Consider the following 14,011-nt stretch of genomic DNA (forward strand, 5'->3'; position numbering starts at 1 on the left):
CATAAATAGAAGCTTGTGTCTCTGTCTTTATTATACCAATTGAATTAATTCTCTAATCAATTTGAAGGGTGAAATAGCATATTAGCTTCGTTAAAAACTTTTCATTTAGAACAACTAAATAGCAAAATTTTTGCCTAGCTACTAAAGCTATTTCCCCGCTTCGAAATAGATCATTTACTTAATACAACTGGTATTACCTGTTAAGTTGTCGGTTAATCTTGATCATACCCACCCCACAAATAGTGAGATATACGAGATATAAAGCGATGCGGTTAGTCCAAGTAGGCTCTGGGGAAGGCATGACAACACGCAAGTAATCGTTCAAAACCAGCATACCGACACCGACAATGATTGCTGTCAATTTAAAGTGGCGGTGATTGGCTGAAGAAATGGTAAACAAGGAAACTAAGAGTAGTACAAGGCTTAAGTAAAATGCTAAAACAGCCATGCTACCAGGCACAACACTTGGGGCTAATGCTAGCACAGACAGGCCGACTACAAACCAACCTATGAGATTTTTTACTGATTTATACGACATGTTATTTCTCCTTAAACAAATGCTCGTTAATTTATGCAACTTTGTTTGATTTATCGAATACAAACAGAACTATCAAATGTATCGGTATCGAAACAGAGCATGCCGAGTGTATCGATAATGGCACGCAAAATACAATATGAGTAAAGCGATAAAAGCCTACATCGTATTGATTGTATGGATAAAAAGACAAAAAGTAAAAGCTGGTATCAAAACTGCTAGTTAAGCTTACATTAGAAAACATGCAATAGTGATAATTGATACACTAACAAGGACACAATATGTTTATTAAATCGCTTATATATACCTCTTGCACGGTTATTATTTTGTATAGTGTTTTAGCACAAGCACAGCAACTTAGCGCTCAAATGACAACGCTTGAGTCCGCTTTTTATCATCGCCAGTATCAGCAAGTCACTAAAATGCTTAACACGCTAAAAGATAAAGATCTTGATGCTGAAATAATGGCGGTGTCAGTTGCGGTTGCGCAAAATGATGATGATAAAGAAACGCTGTTAAACACCCTAATTAAGCGTCATATAGACAACGCAAAGATGCATTTTACTGCTGGTCATTTATGGTATCAAATCAAAAAGCAGTCCAATCTTTTTAATAAACTTAGCTTAGTTGAAAAGTCTAACAAGCACTTTATAAGAGCTGCAGAGCTGGCGCCAAATAACCCTGAGTACCTAGTATCTGCAGCGAAAGCATTAGCTATAGAAAGTGGCTTTTGGGATTCTGAAAAAAAAGCATCAAAAGCGATAGTCGATAGACTAGAAGCAATGGATGACCGCTACTATAACTTAGCTTTTATGGACTACCTGCAAAATACCCAAAATGAAGCGTTAGCCCTAAAAACGGCAGCTTTTGTGGGGCAACATTATGCGCAAGATATCGTTTTGATCCATCGGGCTGCTAACTTATTATGGACTTTTTCAGCGAAAGACGCAGCGCAGCGTTTATTCGCTAGCGGGTGCCTGATTGAGCATATTGCATTAAGCCAACTACCAACGTGGAGAGATACTTGTGTTTCATCGGCTTATTTAGCGCTTCAGCAACACGGTGATAAGCATAGGGCTGTTGTTGCTATGGAGCGCTTATTGGGAAAAGAGCAAGTTCAGGATGAGCAGCATATAGAGTATCTAATGCTTCAGGCAGAGTTATACCGTGTACTGACACAAAACGAAAAGGCTAGAAGTGCCTATCTTCAGGCATTGGACTTAACCAAAGCGCGCTCAACTGAGCGAGATATACACCGAGCTCTCGCTGGACTAAAAGATAAATGAGCTAAGTTCGAAAAAGCCGGAGGGATATGTTGGGAATAGACAACCTCAAGTATCGAGAGGTGTTCATTAGGTTATTTTATGCAAAATGAACCTATGCCCATGTATCTAGATTCTCACCTTTATGCTCTTCATGAGATTTCTCCTCTTCTTCATCTTCCTTTTCCTCTATTTTTTCATGCTCAGCAGCTTGGCGTTTAAGATCGACATCAGTTTTTAAATCTTTCTTAACTTTTTCAATCTTATAGTGCTGCACACCAGCAACATGAAAAGTGGGTTTATGTGTGATGTCTAATCGCACTATAGGGCCTAGAAACGGCTTAAAAGCATCCATAGATTCCTCCACTAACTTACTGTTGATATTACTTATTATCGACTGTTATAAGCTATTCTTTAATTTGTTTGAAAAAATGTTTGCTAAACTCGGTAAGATTATGTTTATCTATATATGAACTTTTTGAATAGCATATTAATTACAAAGGTAACATCATGCTAATGACACTGACAGCAAAACATCATCACCATCATCATACGGGATAGCCTGTCAGTTATTTCGCTGGTGGGTTATTCCTGAAAGGAACCTCCGGCGAGATGTAAACTAGAGTTAATATTTATTTCGCCCCGAGGTTCCGCCTCGGGGTTTTTCGTTTAAAGAATTAGGAAATAAATAATGAGCAATAGCAACCGTTTAAGAATCGCAATCCAAAAATCAGGCCGTCTTTCAAAGGACTGCCAAGCCCTACTCAAACAACTTGGTGTAAAACTAAACCTACGTGAACAGCGTTTAATCGCTCACTCCACCAACATGCCTATTGATGTGCTTAGAGTGCGAGATGACGACATTCCGGGCCTAGTGATGGATGGTGTTTGTGATTTAGGCATTGTAGGCGAAAACGTTTTAGAAGAAGCTCAAGCTGAGCGTGTTCGCAACGAGCAGTTTGCTGAGGTTACTAAGCTTTCAAAACTGGACTTTGGCTTTTGCCGCCTAGCGCTAGCGTGGCCACAAGAACTAGGTCAACAGCAAAAAGCATGGTTTAACGGCAAACGTATCGCAACCACCTACCCTGAGATTTTAAAGCAATATCTAAAGCGTGAGAATATCGACGCCAGCGTGGTCATGTTGACAGGTTCAGTAGAAGTTGCGCCAAGAGCAGGCCTTGCTGACGCCATTTGTGACTTAGTATCAACCGGTGCAACGCTTGAGGCTAATGGCCTTATGCAAGGTGATACCATCCTAGAATCTAACGCTTGCCTCATTCAAAATGCAGCATTGACTGACCAAAGTAAGCTTGCGCTTATCGATAAGCTAATGCCACGCCTTAAAGGGGTGAAACAAGCAAAAGAAAGCAAGTACATCATGATGCATGCACCAAAGAATAAACTAGATGAAGTATGTGCGTTACTTCCAGGCACAGGCCAACCAACTTTACTTGCACTTGCTGGCAGCGATGAATATGTTGCACTTCACATGGTCAGCTCTGAAACCCTATTTTGGGAAACGATGGAAGAGTTAAAAGCGCTTGGTGCTAACTCGATTCTCGTGATGCCAATTGAAAAGATGATGGAGTAACAGCATGTTTGATTGGCAGCAAGCCACCATCGAGCAACGCAGCGAATGCTTGAGCCGTCCTGCGGTCAAAGTGGGCGATAAGGTAAAAGCAGCAGTTGAAAAGATAATTGATAACGTCGCTCGCAACGGCGACAACGCATTACTTGGTTATGCCGAGCAGTTTGACACACGTATTAATCCAAGAATACGGGTAACGGGATCAGAGCTTATTGAAAGCGAATTTGCGTTAACACCTGAACTTAAAAGTGCTATTGACCAAGCGTATAGCAACATTAAAAAGTTTCACCAGTTGCAGTTACCGCAAAGTAAGAAAATTGAGACTCAGCCAGGTGTGATCTGCGAGCTCAGATATCAAGCGATAGAAGCCGTGGGTTTATATGTGCCAGGTGGTAGCGCGCCACTGCCTTCTTCTGTATTGATGCAAGGCGTGTGTGCGCAGCTAAGTGGTGCAAAAACAATCGTGTTGGCAACGCCGGTTAAAGGCGATAGCCAAATACATCCTGCGATTTTGTATGCGGCTAAATTGTGTGGTGTTACCGATGTGATTGAATGTGGTGGTGCAGGTGCAATTGCTGCCATGGCGCTAGGAACTAACAGCGTACCACAAGTGAACAAAATTTTTGGTCCAGGCAATAGCTTTGTCACAATGGCAAAACAGCTGCTTTCTCAGTCAGTGCCTGGACTTGCGATTGATATGCCGGCTGGCCCTTCAGAGGTGTTAGTGATTGCAGATAAGGGCGCTAACCCAGAATTTATTGCCGCCGATCTACTTTCTCAAGCGGAGCATGGGGAAGACTCGCAAGTAATATTGTTAGCGTCTGACAGTCAACTTATCGAAGAAACTGAAGCTGCAATTGAGCGTCAACTAAGCAAGCTTAGTCGCGCTGATATTGCCAGAGCTGCGCTTAAAAACAGCACGCTGATTTTAGTTGAGAGCATAGAGCAAGCATTTGAGATCTCAGCAGAATATGGGCCAGAACACCTAATCTTACAGATAAGAGATGCAGAGCGTTTCCTGCCGCTAGTAAAAAACGCAGGCTCAGTGTTTGTTGGTGACTATACGCCAGAATCAGCGGGTGATTATGCGTCTGGCACCAACCATGTATTGCCAACTTATGGTTATTCAAAAACCTACTCAAGTTTAAATCTGATGGATTTCTATAAGGCTTACACAGTACAAACCATCACAAAAGAAGGCCTTCGTGGTTTGCGCTCTGCCATTTTACCTTTGGCACAAGCTGAGGGCCTAGATGCACATGCGAACGCCGTTAAAGTGAGGTTGGAGAATAATAATGACTAATATTGCGTTACCAAATAACATTGAAAAGCTTAAGGCTTACAGCTCTGCAAAGAGTGCAAAGTTGACCGGCACCACGTGGCTCAATGCCAATGAAAGTCCATACCCTCGTGTGCTTGAAATGTGCTTTGATAACTTAAACCGTTATCCAGATCCGCAACCACAAGCGGTAATTGATGCCTATGCAGGCTACGCTAAGGTCGAGCAAACAAACGTACTAATGACGCGTGGTGCCGATGAAGGCATTGAGTTATTAGTACGCACATATTGTGAACCGGCCAAAGATAGCATTGCAATCTTTACCCCTACTTATGGTATGTACAAAGTTACGGCAGACACCCACAACATCGCTATTAATGAATTAAGCCAAGATCAGCTTGCCGATGACGATGTGGATACACTAACCGCTGCAATTGGCGACGCTAAACTTGTCTTCGTTTGTAATCCAAATAACCCAACCGGTGCAATGCAACCTGCCAGCAAAGTCGCTGCACTTGCCGATAAGCTTAAAGGCCGTGCAATCGTGGTCGTTGATGAAGCTTATATTGAGTTCTGTGAAGAAAAAACCTGTGTTGAGCTTATCAAAGAATTCTCAAACGTTGTTGTGCTGCGTACGCTATCTAAAGCGTTTGCACTGGCAGGACTTCGCGTTGGCTTTATGTTAGCGAGTGAAGCGCTATTGGCTCCGGTGAGAAAAGTGATTGCGCCCTACCCTGTTTCTACAGTCGTGGCACAAATTGCAGCAACAGCGTTAACGTCAGATGCGATAACGCAGATGCGCCGGCAAGTCTCTATTTTGAACCTAGCAAAAAAGAAGCTTATACAATGGCTACAAGACAGCGAGTTCGTAAGCGCAATATTATGCGGCGAAGGCAACTTTGTTACTTTACAGCTAACCGACAAACAGTTTGTGGAGCAAGCGATGCGCCAAGGGTTAATCATGCGGCCATTTGTGCTGTTTGGCGAGGACAACTGGTTGCGGATCTCTATCGGCAACGAGCAGGAATTAAAACAAGTGGAAAACTGGCTGAAACGATGCCAAGTTACTGAGGAAGTATCATGAGCGCGCCCTATTTATTCATCGACCGCGATGGCACTATTATCGAAGAGCCAATAACCGATAAGCAAGTGGATAGCCTAGAGAAGTTGGCACTATTACCCAATGTGATCCCAGCGCTATTACAACTGCAGTCGTTTGGTTACAAGCTAGTGATGGTATCTAACCAAGATGGTCTCGGTACAGATAGCTTCCCTCAAGCTGATTTTGATGCGCCTCAAGATAAAATGATGCAAATCCTAACAAGCCAAGGGATCCGTTTTGAAGAAGTTCTGATCTGTCCTCACTTTGACGAAGACAACTGCCAATGTCGCAAGCCTAAAACAGGACTACTCACTGAATTGATGCGCTCAGGCAAAGTGAACCTTAGCAAATCATTTGTTATTGGCGATAGGCAAACCGATATTCAGCTTGCAGAAAACCTTTGCATTGAAGGTATTCTCTACAAAGATAACTGGCCTGCTATTGTGACGCAGTTAACCACCTTAAATCGCAGTGCACAAATTACCAGAAATACCAAAGAAACACAGATTTCGGTAGCGATAAATCTGGACCAGCAAGCCAATGGAGAGATTTCAACGGGGCTTGGTTTTTTCGACCACATGCTAGATCAGATCAGAACTCACGCTAACCTTGGCCTGAATATTCAGGCGAAAGGTGACTTACATATAGACGAGCACCACCTCGTAGAAGACATCGGAATTGCCCTTGGTCAGGCCTTTAAGACCGCGCTTGGTACAAAATCACAAATCGCACGTTATGGCTTTGCGTTGCCTATGGACGAATGTAAAGCAGAATGTCAGTTGGATTTATCTGGACGCGCGTCTTTTGTACTTAATGCTGACTTTACACGAGATAAAGTGGGTGACTTAGATGTTCAAATGGTTGAGCATTTCTTTAAATCCTTCGCGGATAATGCGGCAGTGAGTTTAATTTTGAGCGTAAGCGAAGGTAATGCCCACCACCAAGTTGAGGGCTTATTCAAAGCATTTTCTCGTGCTATTCGTATGGCAATTGCAATAGATGCGTCACAGCAAATGGCAAGTTCTAAGGGGTGTTTATGATTGCAATTATTAATACTGGTTGTGCCAATATTAACTCAGTGCGTTTTGCATTTGAGCGCCTTGGTGTCACACCTGAAGTGATCACAGCACCGGAGAAGCTAGCCCGCTTCGAACGAGCAATTTTACCCGGCGTAGGTCATGCCAATGTAGCAATGAAGCGCTTAAATGAGCAAGGCTGGGCAGAGGCAATAGCCGACTATCAACGGCCTTTGATGGGGATTTGTTTAGGGATGCAACTGCTTTGTGAGTCTACTGAAGAAGGGGATATTCCGTGCTTAGGTCGCATTCCGGGTAAGGTTGAGTTATTAGAGACTAACGAGTTAACTGCACCGCACATGGGCTGGAATAATCTTCGTGTGGTGAAGCCCCATGCGCTCACGACAGGGCTCAGTGAACAAGACCAAGTGTACTTTGTACATAGTTTTGCGCATACCATCAATCAATCGACACTGGTTTCGGGTGAGTACGGTCAAGCGTTTTCTGCGATTGTTGCAAACGACAATTATGCCGGCATGCAATTTCACCCTGAGCGCAGCGGCAAGGTTGGCGCGCAGCTTTTACAAAACTTTATTAATTGGCAGCTATAAAAGGACGAACAATGATTATTCCCGCTTTAGATGTATTAGAGAACAATATTGTTCGTTTGTATCAAGGCAAGTACGAAACCGCACAGTTTTACCCATTTAATTTAGCGGAGCGTTTACTTGAATACCAAAATGCAGGTGCTGCAAAGCTCCATTTGGTGGATTTAGAAGGTGCTCGAGACCCGAGCAAAAAGCAATGGCGCGCTATTCAAGCAGCGACGAAGGCTTTATCTGTACCCTTTCAAGTAGGCGGTGGTATTCGCAGTATTGACGACGTAAAGCAATGGCTAGATGCCGGAGCCGCCCAAGTGGTGATAGGCTCGATGGCGGTAGATAAACAGCAAGAAGTTGCAGCATGGATTAAAGCATGTGGCGCCGATAAATTTGTGATAGCACTTGACGTGAACAAAACCGAAAGTGGCTGGTCTCCCGCGACTCACGGCTGGCTAAATGATGCGAAAAGCGATCTATTCGAGCTGTTAGATTTTTATGTAGATCAAGGTGTAAGCGATTTTTTATGCACAGATATCAGTAAGGATGGCACGATGACAGGTCCATCGTTTGCATTATACGAAGACATCACTAAGCATAACAGTGCAATTAAAGTACAAGCATCTGGAGGCGTGAGCTCTCTTGACGATATTGCACGGCTTGCAAAGCAACAAGTAGGTGGAGTAATACTTGGCAAATCGCTACTTGAAGGTGTTTTTAGCGTTGAGGAGGCTCTAATATGCTATCAAAACGCATAATTCCTTGTTTAGACGTAAAAGACGGTCAGGTGGTCAAAGGCGTTAAATTCCAAGGCCATGAAGTTGTCGGTGATATTCTTGATCTCGCCCAGCGTTATAGCGAGGCAGGTGCTGATGAACTGGTGTTTTATGAGATCAGTGCCAGCGTTGAAAAGCGTTTGCTTGATGTGAATTGGGTAGCTGAAATTGCCAGACATATTAATATACCATTTTGTGTAGCTGGTGGGATTAAATCGGTGGCTGATGCGGCTCGAGTGCTTGAGCAAGGCGCGGATAAGATCTCCATTAATAGCCCCGCCATTGCAAGGCCTGAACTCATCAAAGAGTTACATGACGAATTTGGTAAGCAATGTGTGGTTGTGGGTGTAGACAGCTTTTATGATAAGCAAACTCAAGAATATTTAGTATACCAGTTAACTGGCGATCCGAATGCGGCAAGTCGTACTCGATATAAAACGCAAGAATGGGTCAAACGAGTTCAAGACCTTGGTGCTGGAGAGATTGTACTTAATTGTATGAATCAAGATGGCGTGCGTAATGGTTATGATATAGCGCAGCTCAGCGCGATTAGAGCGCTGTGTAAAGTGCCACTTATCGCCTCTGGCGGCGCAGGCAGTATGCAAGACTTTGTTGATGTATTCAAACAAACTAATGTAGACGGTGCTTTGGCTGCAAGTGTGTTCCATAAAGGTGTGATTGAAATTCCAAAGCTCAAGCAGTTCTTAATAAATAATGATGTGGCAGCACGACAATGATAATTAATAAACAAAACATAGCAGAAGTAGATTTTAATAAATCAGCACTCATTCCAGCTATCGTACAAGACGTATTAACCGGGGTAGTGTTGATGCAAGGCTTTATGAACAAAGAAGCCCTTGAAGTGACACTAGAAAAGCAACTTGTGACTTTTTATTCGCGTTCTAAATCGCGTCTTTGGACCAAAGGTGAAACTTCAAATAATGTGTTAACTTTGGTGGAAGTGCATACCGATTGTGATAAAGACAGCCTGCTGATTTACGCAAAGCCGCAAGGTCCAACTTGCCACCTTGGCAGCGAAAGTTGCTTTGCGGACACCATGCCAGAGCTTGCATTTTTAGGTAAGCTTGAGCGAGTGATTGCCCAGAGGAAAAATGCATCCCCTGAAAGTAGTTATACCGCTTCTTTATTTGCAAAAGACTTAAGTCGTAGTTGTCAAAAAGTCGGAGAAGAAGGTGTTGAAGTGGCGCTGGCGGCGATGAAAAACGACAACGAAGAATTGCTCAATGAGTCCGCGGACTTACTATATCATCTTATTGTGTTACTGCAGAGGCAGGGCCTTACACTTAGTGACGTGGTAGATACGCTCCAAGATAGACATAATTAATTTGCGCTTTGGGTAAATAATCATTTCATCTAGCTCTTCCTTGGCTTGTTCCGACATTGTGCCGTAACAAGCCAACTTACTGCATTCGGGATAAATCTGTGATTGGATCAACTCCTGTTCATATAAAATAAGATAAACTTCTCATAGTCTTACAACTATGCAGTGGCAAAATATTAGTCTAACTTTAATGGTGTTATTGCGAACAGTATGGAACGGTTTATGAAAACAAAATTACTCGCGCTAATGTTGGCAGGGGTGACAGCAGTCGGGTGCTCAACTCTGACCCCTGAGCAACAAGAAAAGCTCGATGATATGTCTAATTGCGAGAAACTTGATGCACTTCTAAGTGCATCATCCAATGGGTTTTCTGCGCTCAAAGGCGCTGAAGTCGGCGCAAAGCTAATCAACTCCTGGCAGGCCAAGGCACACCTAGTTGGTAATAAATGCCAAATCATAGAAAGCGCTTCTGGAAAATCTAAATATACCTGTTCTGAGCAGTTCAAAGAGTATGAAAACGCGGTGAAAATCCATAACTATGCGCAGAGCCTCGCAAAGCAATGTTTAGATCCCTCTTGGATTGGTGATAGCCAAAAGAGTGGCCAGTTAATGCGTACGCAAATTATGTCACCGAACTCGACTAGCAAAATTGAAATTGAACTAGGAAAAAGCCTCGACAAAGTCATGCCATGGATAGTTACGTTTAATGTGACTGAAAAATAAATTTCAAAAAGTGGAGAAGACCCCTGCTTCTCCGCTTCTCGATTGATTGGCATTCTGCCCGCTTTCAACATCCTTTAACTAGTCAGCTTTCGCTTGAATAGTTTTTACATTGTGTTGTTCATTTCGAATAGTTGATTTATACAGAAATGGTCATCTGAAGTTTAATGCAAAAGATGTATTGCTGTTGCGAATACAGGTAGAATTTCCATGTAAAGTCAGGTTATTTTCGACTCTATGTCTTAATTTCTTCATTTCATCGTCACACAAAAACCGCACACTCAAAATGTAATTAGTTAGCGGATTTAATACTTATCGTGGCCAAACCGAATATTTTTCTCATTAATTTAGACTCTTGTACAGATAGACTAGAAGAGTCTACTTCTCAATTTAATCAGTTCTCACTACCCTTTGAAAGAATAAGCGCAGTAAAAGGAGTAGACTTAGACGCAGATGTGTTAGGCGCGAGCTATTGTAAGATAAAAAATGCTAAGCAGTATTTTCGCCCTCTAACGCTCGGAGAGATAGGCTGTTATTTAAGTCATATAAAAGTAATGAGCAAAATTGTAGAGTTAGAACTGCCTCACGCTTTTATTTTTGAGGATGACTTCCAACTACACGACGACTTAGCACAGATAGATCAACTGATTGCTTCATTGCCATTTGATTGGGATATGATCAAGCTATTTCAGTCTCAGAAGAACAAACGCACACCTATTGCAAGCTTCCCGCTAAATAAATCGTTATCGCTATTTATGCAAAATAAAGTACCCGCGGGAACCGTTGCCCAGCTCGTAAGTCTTCAGGGGGCGAAGAAAATATTATCCAAATCAATTCCTTTCGGTAGACCGATTGATATTGATTATCAACATTTTTGGGAAAAAGATCTGAGTGTATTCGTAATGAGCCCTTGTCCTGTTCGTCATGGTGAAAAGTTTGCGAGTACTATAGATAGAGCACCAAGTGTGATAGGAGCAAAGCGGTATTTTTGGCGCAAGCAATTGCTACAGATAAATAAGTTTACAAAAAACAAGTTCTATCGCAGGTTGGTTCTCAAACGCTATCAACAACACTTCTAGTATTATGATACGAAAGCCGTTGTACGCCTTTTGAACAATGGGTTTTATACTTGTACATAATAGAGAAAAATTCGTGTTAAAAGTGTAATTTATGGGAAGACTTCTGAAAAAGATGTGCTAGTATCTAAGATTATTGCAATAAGTTTAACTTTTTGCTTAAACCATTAATAATAACAACGTTGAGGGAGCACAGACGTGTCTATAGAAATCAACTTTGAACTCTCTGATTCAGATCTTGAACACTTCCGTGGAATGATGAAAGCTGCTATCGAAAAAAGTGGCGATGTAAGTGATGCCGAAATCATTGCTAAAGCGCGTGATTTAGTGGCAACGATGGAAAAATCCAACCTTCCTGAATTTGTAAGCACTCGTCTAATTTCGTTACAAACACTAATTGACGCAGTGTTAGATGAAGAATGGCAAATGCCTGAAGATGAAAAGCGTGAGATCATGGCTTCTCTTGCTTACTTCAGTGAGCCAGAAGACATCGTTCCAGATCATATCCCAGTATTGGGCTATGTCGATGATGCGATTATGATTGAACTTGTGTTGCAAGAATTGTCGCTAGATTTAAAAGCATACCGTGAATTCTGTGGCTTCAGAGCTACTGAAGAAGCAAGACGTGGTGATAACGCTAAGGTCGATCGTGAAAGCTGGCTTGCGGGTACACGCTCTCAGATCCGCTCTTCCATGCGTAGAAGTCGCTCTAAAAATCGTTCACGCTTCTTCTCTCGCATTATGTAAGTTAAGTTGCCCTAAGTTACGCTGATTGCGATTCAGCTTAGGACTGTGAATCAAAAAGGGCTGCTAGTTATCAGCCCTTTTTTTGATTGCGCATTATTCTATTTCATTTGGGTGAGCAACCCCCATCCAAGCTCTATAAAGTAGCGCTTGTTCGCTCGATGGGTTAGGCGTGAATGTTATCTTTTTAGACTTATCATGGTCGCGGTCAAGCTTGATTTTGGTATTCATCAACTTATCACGACGGATAAAGTCTACTCTGATAGTTTGACCTGGCTTGAAGTTTTCTAAGCTCGCTTTTAAATCTTTACGAACATGGTGCTTATCAAATGCAACGATAAGGTCGCCTGCTGTTAGCCCCGCTTGCCATGCATTTCCATCTCGAGCTACATGGGTCAGCTCCAGTAATTCCCCCTTTTTTCTTGCTATACCATCGAAGCCGGCAATCACTTTGGCTGAATCTGGATAATCATAAATAAGCCCTACTTTGTCGAATAACTTGTCAAAATCAATATTCGCTGGTGTATCAACATATTCATTCCACCAAGTATTGTAGTCTTGACCGGTAAGCGCTTTTAGGATGTTTTTAACATCTACACTGGTAAAGCTATTTGGTAGTTTGTGCTGTTGGTAAAGCGCTTTATGGACGTCACGGTAGCTAATTTTACCGTTTGATTTTTCAAGTAAGTCAATATCAAGCGCCATGGATACCAACGCCCCTTCTGAATAGATATTGGTGCTGTAATTTATCCCATGATCGCCACCTTGATTGATCCATTTATCAAAGCTTGTGGCTGCAACTGACTGAATATGACGGCCAGGGGTTTTTAAGTGGCGATTAACACGCTTAGTCAGCATGTTAAGATATTCGTCATTAGTGGTGATCCCAGCACTTAGCAGCAAATAATCCTCAAAGTAGCTGGTTGAACCTTCAGCTAGCCACAATAAATCAGTGTAATTTGGTGCGACGTAATCATAAGGAACCATGCCTGCTGGGCGATAGTTTTTGACATTCCACGTGTGAATGAATTCATGTGCAGCTGTAGAGATAAAACCGATGTAATCATCTCTTTCTTTAAAACTGTCTCTATGTCTTTGAATAATTGTTGAGTTTAAGTGCTCTGTCGCCCCTCGCGCACCGCTTGTTGCATGTACCATAAAGACATAACGGTCATAAGGGTAATCGTGCCAAATGAGTGTGCCGGTTTGAACGAGTTTATTAAGGTCTGTGAGCATTTGGTCAACGTCATAGTTGCCCTCGCCCCAAATAACTAATTCATATTTACGGCCATCTACCTCAAATTTATGCAGCTGATTAATACCAGTTTCAATAGGAGAATCTAACAATATGTCGTAGTTATCGGCTTTGAAGCTGTGTTTTGAATCGGCAAAGTCCATACCGGAGACAGAGCGCCAGCCTTTAGGTACATTGAGCTCAACAGAAACCGGCTCAGATCTAAAAGATTCACTAAACATCAAAAAGCCAGACGCATCGATAAACGCATGGGTGTCATCTATGTGTCTGGCTCGAAGACCTAACTCATTGGCATAAATCTGATATTTAACCGTCAGCTCGGTAGGTTCGCTCAAGTGTACGCGCCATGTGTTTTTATCAATTTTTTCCCATTGTTGTGCTTGTCCGCTTTGAGATTTGGCATCAAAAAAGCGTACGCCGTTGGCTAAATTTAATATCTCGTAGCGACCTGTACGCCAATCCGGAAGTTGTACATCAATGCTTGATTGTGAGGATTTTGGAAATTTGACTTCTACTTCTGCAAGGTGATGCTGTGGTTGTGTAATTGAAATACGGTAGTCGACGTCAGCATTAACACTAAATGTTGCTATAAATGCTAAAGCAATAAGACTTTTCTTCATTATTTTTGTTTCGGTAATTCGAGATAAAATCAATTTATCAAATCAGCGAGTTACACGCGAAGTAATATCGATGAGTAAACAGCAAACTCCGATACTT

At 42.3% G+C, this 14,011-nt stretch carries 15 protein-coding genes; 12 read left to right on the plus strand and 3 right to left on the minus strand.

The genetic code is table 11. The features are described 5' to 3' along the window. Positions 1 to 193: 193 nt before the first annotated feature. The gene (locus CWC03_RS16660; protein WP_138582839.1) at positions 194 to 538 is read right to left on the minus strand and encodes a hypothetical protein; all 345 of its coding nucleotides are present in this window, start codon (positions 536 to 538) and stop codon (positions 194 to 196) included. A gap of 278 nt (positions 539 to 816) precedes the next feature. Between CWC03_RS16660 and CWC03_RS16665 the strand changes: the two genes are divergently transcribed. Next, positions 817 to 1,821, plus strand: a complete 1,005-nt coding sequence (locus tag CWC03_RS16665; RefSeq protein WP_138582840.1) for a hypothetical protein — start codon at positions 817 to 819, stop codon at positions 1,819 to 1,821. Between the two features lie 91 nt (positions 1,822 to 1,912). Here the strand turns inward: CWC03_RS16665 and CWC03_RS16670 are convergent, their stop codons facing one another. Continuing rightward, a complete protein-coding gene (locus CWC03_RS16670; RefSeq protein WP_138582841.1) occupies positions 1,913 to 2,152 on the minus strand; it encodes a hypothetical protein in 240 nt (79 codons plus the stop codon). A 336-nt stretch (positions 2,153 to 2,488) separates the two neighbouring features. On the opposite strand from CWC03_RS16670, the gene hisG reads away from it, so the two are divergent. From hisG to CWC03_RS16725, 11 genes are all read left to right on the plus strand, one after another. Next, positions 2,489 to 3,388, plus strand: a complete 900-nt coding sequence (gene hisG, locus CWC03_RS16675) for an ATP phosphoribosyltransferase (protein WP_138582842.1) — start codon at positions 2,489 to 2,491, stop codon at positions 3,386 to 3,388. Between the two features lie 4 nt (positions 3,389 to 3,392). Continuing rightward, positions 3,393 to 4,688 carry a histidinol dehydrogenase gene (gene hisD, locus CWC03_RS16680; protein ID WP_138582843.1) on the plus strand — a complete coding sequence of 432 codons (1,296 nt, stop codon included), beginning with the start codon at positions 3,393 to 3,395 and terminating at the stop codon, positions 4,686 to 4,688. Then, the gene (gene hisC, locus CWC03_RS16685) at positions 4,681 to 5,748 is read left to right on the plus strand and encodes a histidinol-phosphate transaminase (RefSeq protein WP_138582844.1); all 1,068 of its coding nucleotides are present in this window, start codon (positions 4,681 to 4,683) and stop codon (positions 5,746 to 5,748) included. The genes hisD and hisC overlap by 8 nt, the downstream gene beginning before the upstream one ends. Then, on the plus strand, positions 5,745 to 6,806 hold the full coding sequence (gene hisB / locus CWC03_RS16690; RefSeq protein WP_138582845.1) for a bifunctional histidinol-phosphatase/imidazoleglycerol-phosphate dehydratase HisB: 1,062 nt from the start codon (positions 5,745 to 5,747) through the stop codon (positions 6,804 to 6,806). Before hisC ends, hisB begins: the two co-directional genes overlap by 4 nt. After that, on the plus strand, positions 6,803 to 7,393 hold the full coding sequence (gene hisH / locus CWC03_RS16695; RefSeq protein WP_138582846.1) for an imidazole glycerol phosphate synthase subunit HisH: 591 nt from the start codon (positions 6,803 to 6,805) through the stop codon (positions 7,391 to 7,393). Before hisB ends, hisH begins: the two co-directional genes overlap by 4 nt. A gap of 11 nt (positions 7,394 to 7,404) precedes the next feature. Beyond that, positions 7,405 to 8,139 (plus strand): 1-(5-phosphoribosyl)-5-[(5-phosphoribosylamino)methylideneamino] imidazole-4-carboxamide isomerase, encoded by a 735-nt coding sequence (locus CWC03_RS16700; RefSeq protein ID WP_138582847.1) that lies wholly within the window; start codon positions 7,405 to 7,407, stop codon positions 8,137 to 8,139. Beyond that, on the plus strand, positions 8,121 to 8,894 hold the full coding sequence (gene hisF, locus CWC03_RS16705) for an imidazole glycerol phosphate synthase subunit HisF (RefSeq protein ID WP_138582848.1): 774 nt from the start codon (positions 8,121 to 8,123) through the stop codon (positions 8,892 to 8,894). Before CWC03_RS16700 ends, hisF begins: the two co-directional genes overlap by 19 nt. Then, entirely contained in the window at positions 8,891 to 9,502 is a 612-nt protein-coding gene (gene hisIE, locus CWC03_RS16710) for a bifunctional phosphoribosyl-AMP cyclohydrolase/phosphoribosyl-ATP diphosphatase HisIE (protein WP_138582849.1), read from the plus strand. The genes hisF and hisIE overlap by 4 nt, the downstream gene beginning before the upstream one ends. A gap of 219 nt (positions 9,503 to 9,721) precedes the next feature. Beyond that, entirely contained in the window at positions 9,722 to 10,222 is a 501-nt protein-coding gene (locus tag CWC03_RS16715; protein WP_138582850.1) for a hypothetical protein, read from the plus strand. Positions 10,223 to 10,536: 314 nt separating this feature from the next. Further along, entirely contained in the window at positions 10,537 to 11,298 is a 762-nt protein-coding gene (locus tag CWC03_RS16720) for a glycosyltransferase family 25 protein (RefSeq protein WP_138582851.1), read from the plus strand. Positions 11,299 to 11,493: 195 nt separating this feature from the next. Then, on the plus strand, positions 11,494 to 12,042 hold the full coding sequence (locus CWC03_RS16725; RefSeq protein WP_045990127.1) for a YkvA family protein: 549 nt from the start codon (positions 11,494 to 11,496) through the stop codon (positions 12,040 to 12,042). Between the two features lie 93 nt (positions 12,043 to 12,135). Here the strand turns inward: CWC03_RS16725 and CWC03_RS16730 are convergent, their stop codons facing one another. Beyond that, on the minus strand, positions 12,136 to 13,914 hold the full coding sequence (locus CWC03_RS16730) for a M61 family metallopeptidase (RefSeq protein ID WP_138582852.1): 1,779 nt from the start codon (positions 13,912 to 13,914) through the stop codon (positions 12,136 to 12,138). Positions 13,915 to 14,011: the final 97 nt, after the last annotated feature.

The organism is Pseudoalteromonas sp. S2755, from assembly GCF_005886535.1.
In the GTDB taxonomy this organism is placed as follows: Bacteria; Pseudomonadota; Gammaproteobacteria; order Enterobacterales; family Alteromonadaceae; genus Pseudoalteromonas.

Coding starts and splice junctions, on each gene's coding strand:
- hisD (WP_138582843.1), top strand. CDS start 3,393: ATGTTTGATTGGCAGCAAGCCACCATCGAGCAACGCAGCGAATGCTTG.
- hisB (WP_138582845.1), top strand. CDS start 5,745: ATGAGCGCGCCCTATTTATTCATCGACCGCGATGGCACTATTATCGAA.
- CWC03_RS16660 (WP_138582839.1), bottom strand. CDS start 538: ATGTCGTATAAATCAGTAAAAAATCTCATAGGTTGGTTTGTAGTCGGC.
- CWC03_RS16670 (WP_138582841.1), bottom strand. CDS start 2,152: ATGGATGCTTTTAAGCCGTTTCTAGGCCCTATAGTGCGATTAGACATC.
- hisF (WP_138582848.1), top strand. CDS start 8,121: ATGCTATCAAAACGCATAATTCCTTGTTTAGACGTAAAAGACGGTCAG.
- hisG (WP_138582842.1), top strand. CDS start 2,489: ATGAGCAATAGCAACCGTTTAAGAATCGCAATCCAAAAATCAGGCCGT.
- hisIE (WP_138582849.1), top strand. CDS start 8,891: ATGATAATTAATAAACAAAACATAGCAGAAGTAGATTTTAATAAATCA.
- CWC03_RS16715 (WP_138582850.1), top strand. CDS start 9,722: ATGAAAACAAAATTACTCGCGCTAATGTTGGCAGGGGTGACAGCAGTC.
- CWC03_RS16665 (WP_138582840.1), top strand. CDS start 817: ATGTTTATTAAATCGCTTATATATACCTCTTGCACGGTTATTATTTTG.
- hisH (WP_138582846.1), top strand. CDS start 6,803: ATGATTGCAATTATTAATACTGGTTGTGCCAATATTAACTCAGTGCGT.
- CWC03_RS16730 (WP_138582852.1), bottom strand. CDS start 13,914: ATGAAGAAAAGTCTTATTGCTTTAGCATTTATAGCAACATTTAGTGTT.
- CWC03_RS16700 (WP_138582847.1), top strand. CDS start 7,405: ATGATTATTCCCGCTTTAGATGTATTAGAGAACAATATTGTTCGTTTG.
- hisC (WP_138582844.1), top strand. CDS start 4,681: ATGACTAATATTGCGTTACCAAATAACATTGAAAAGCTTAAGGCTTAC.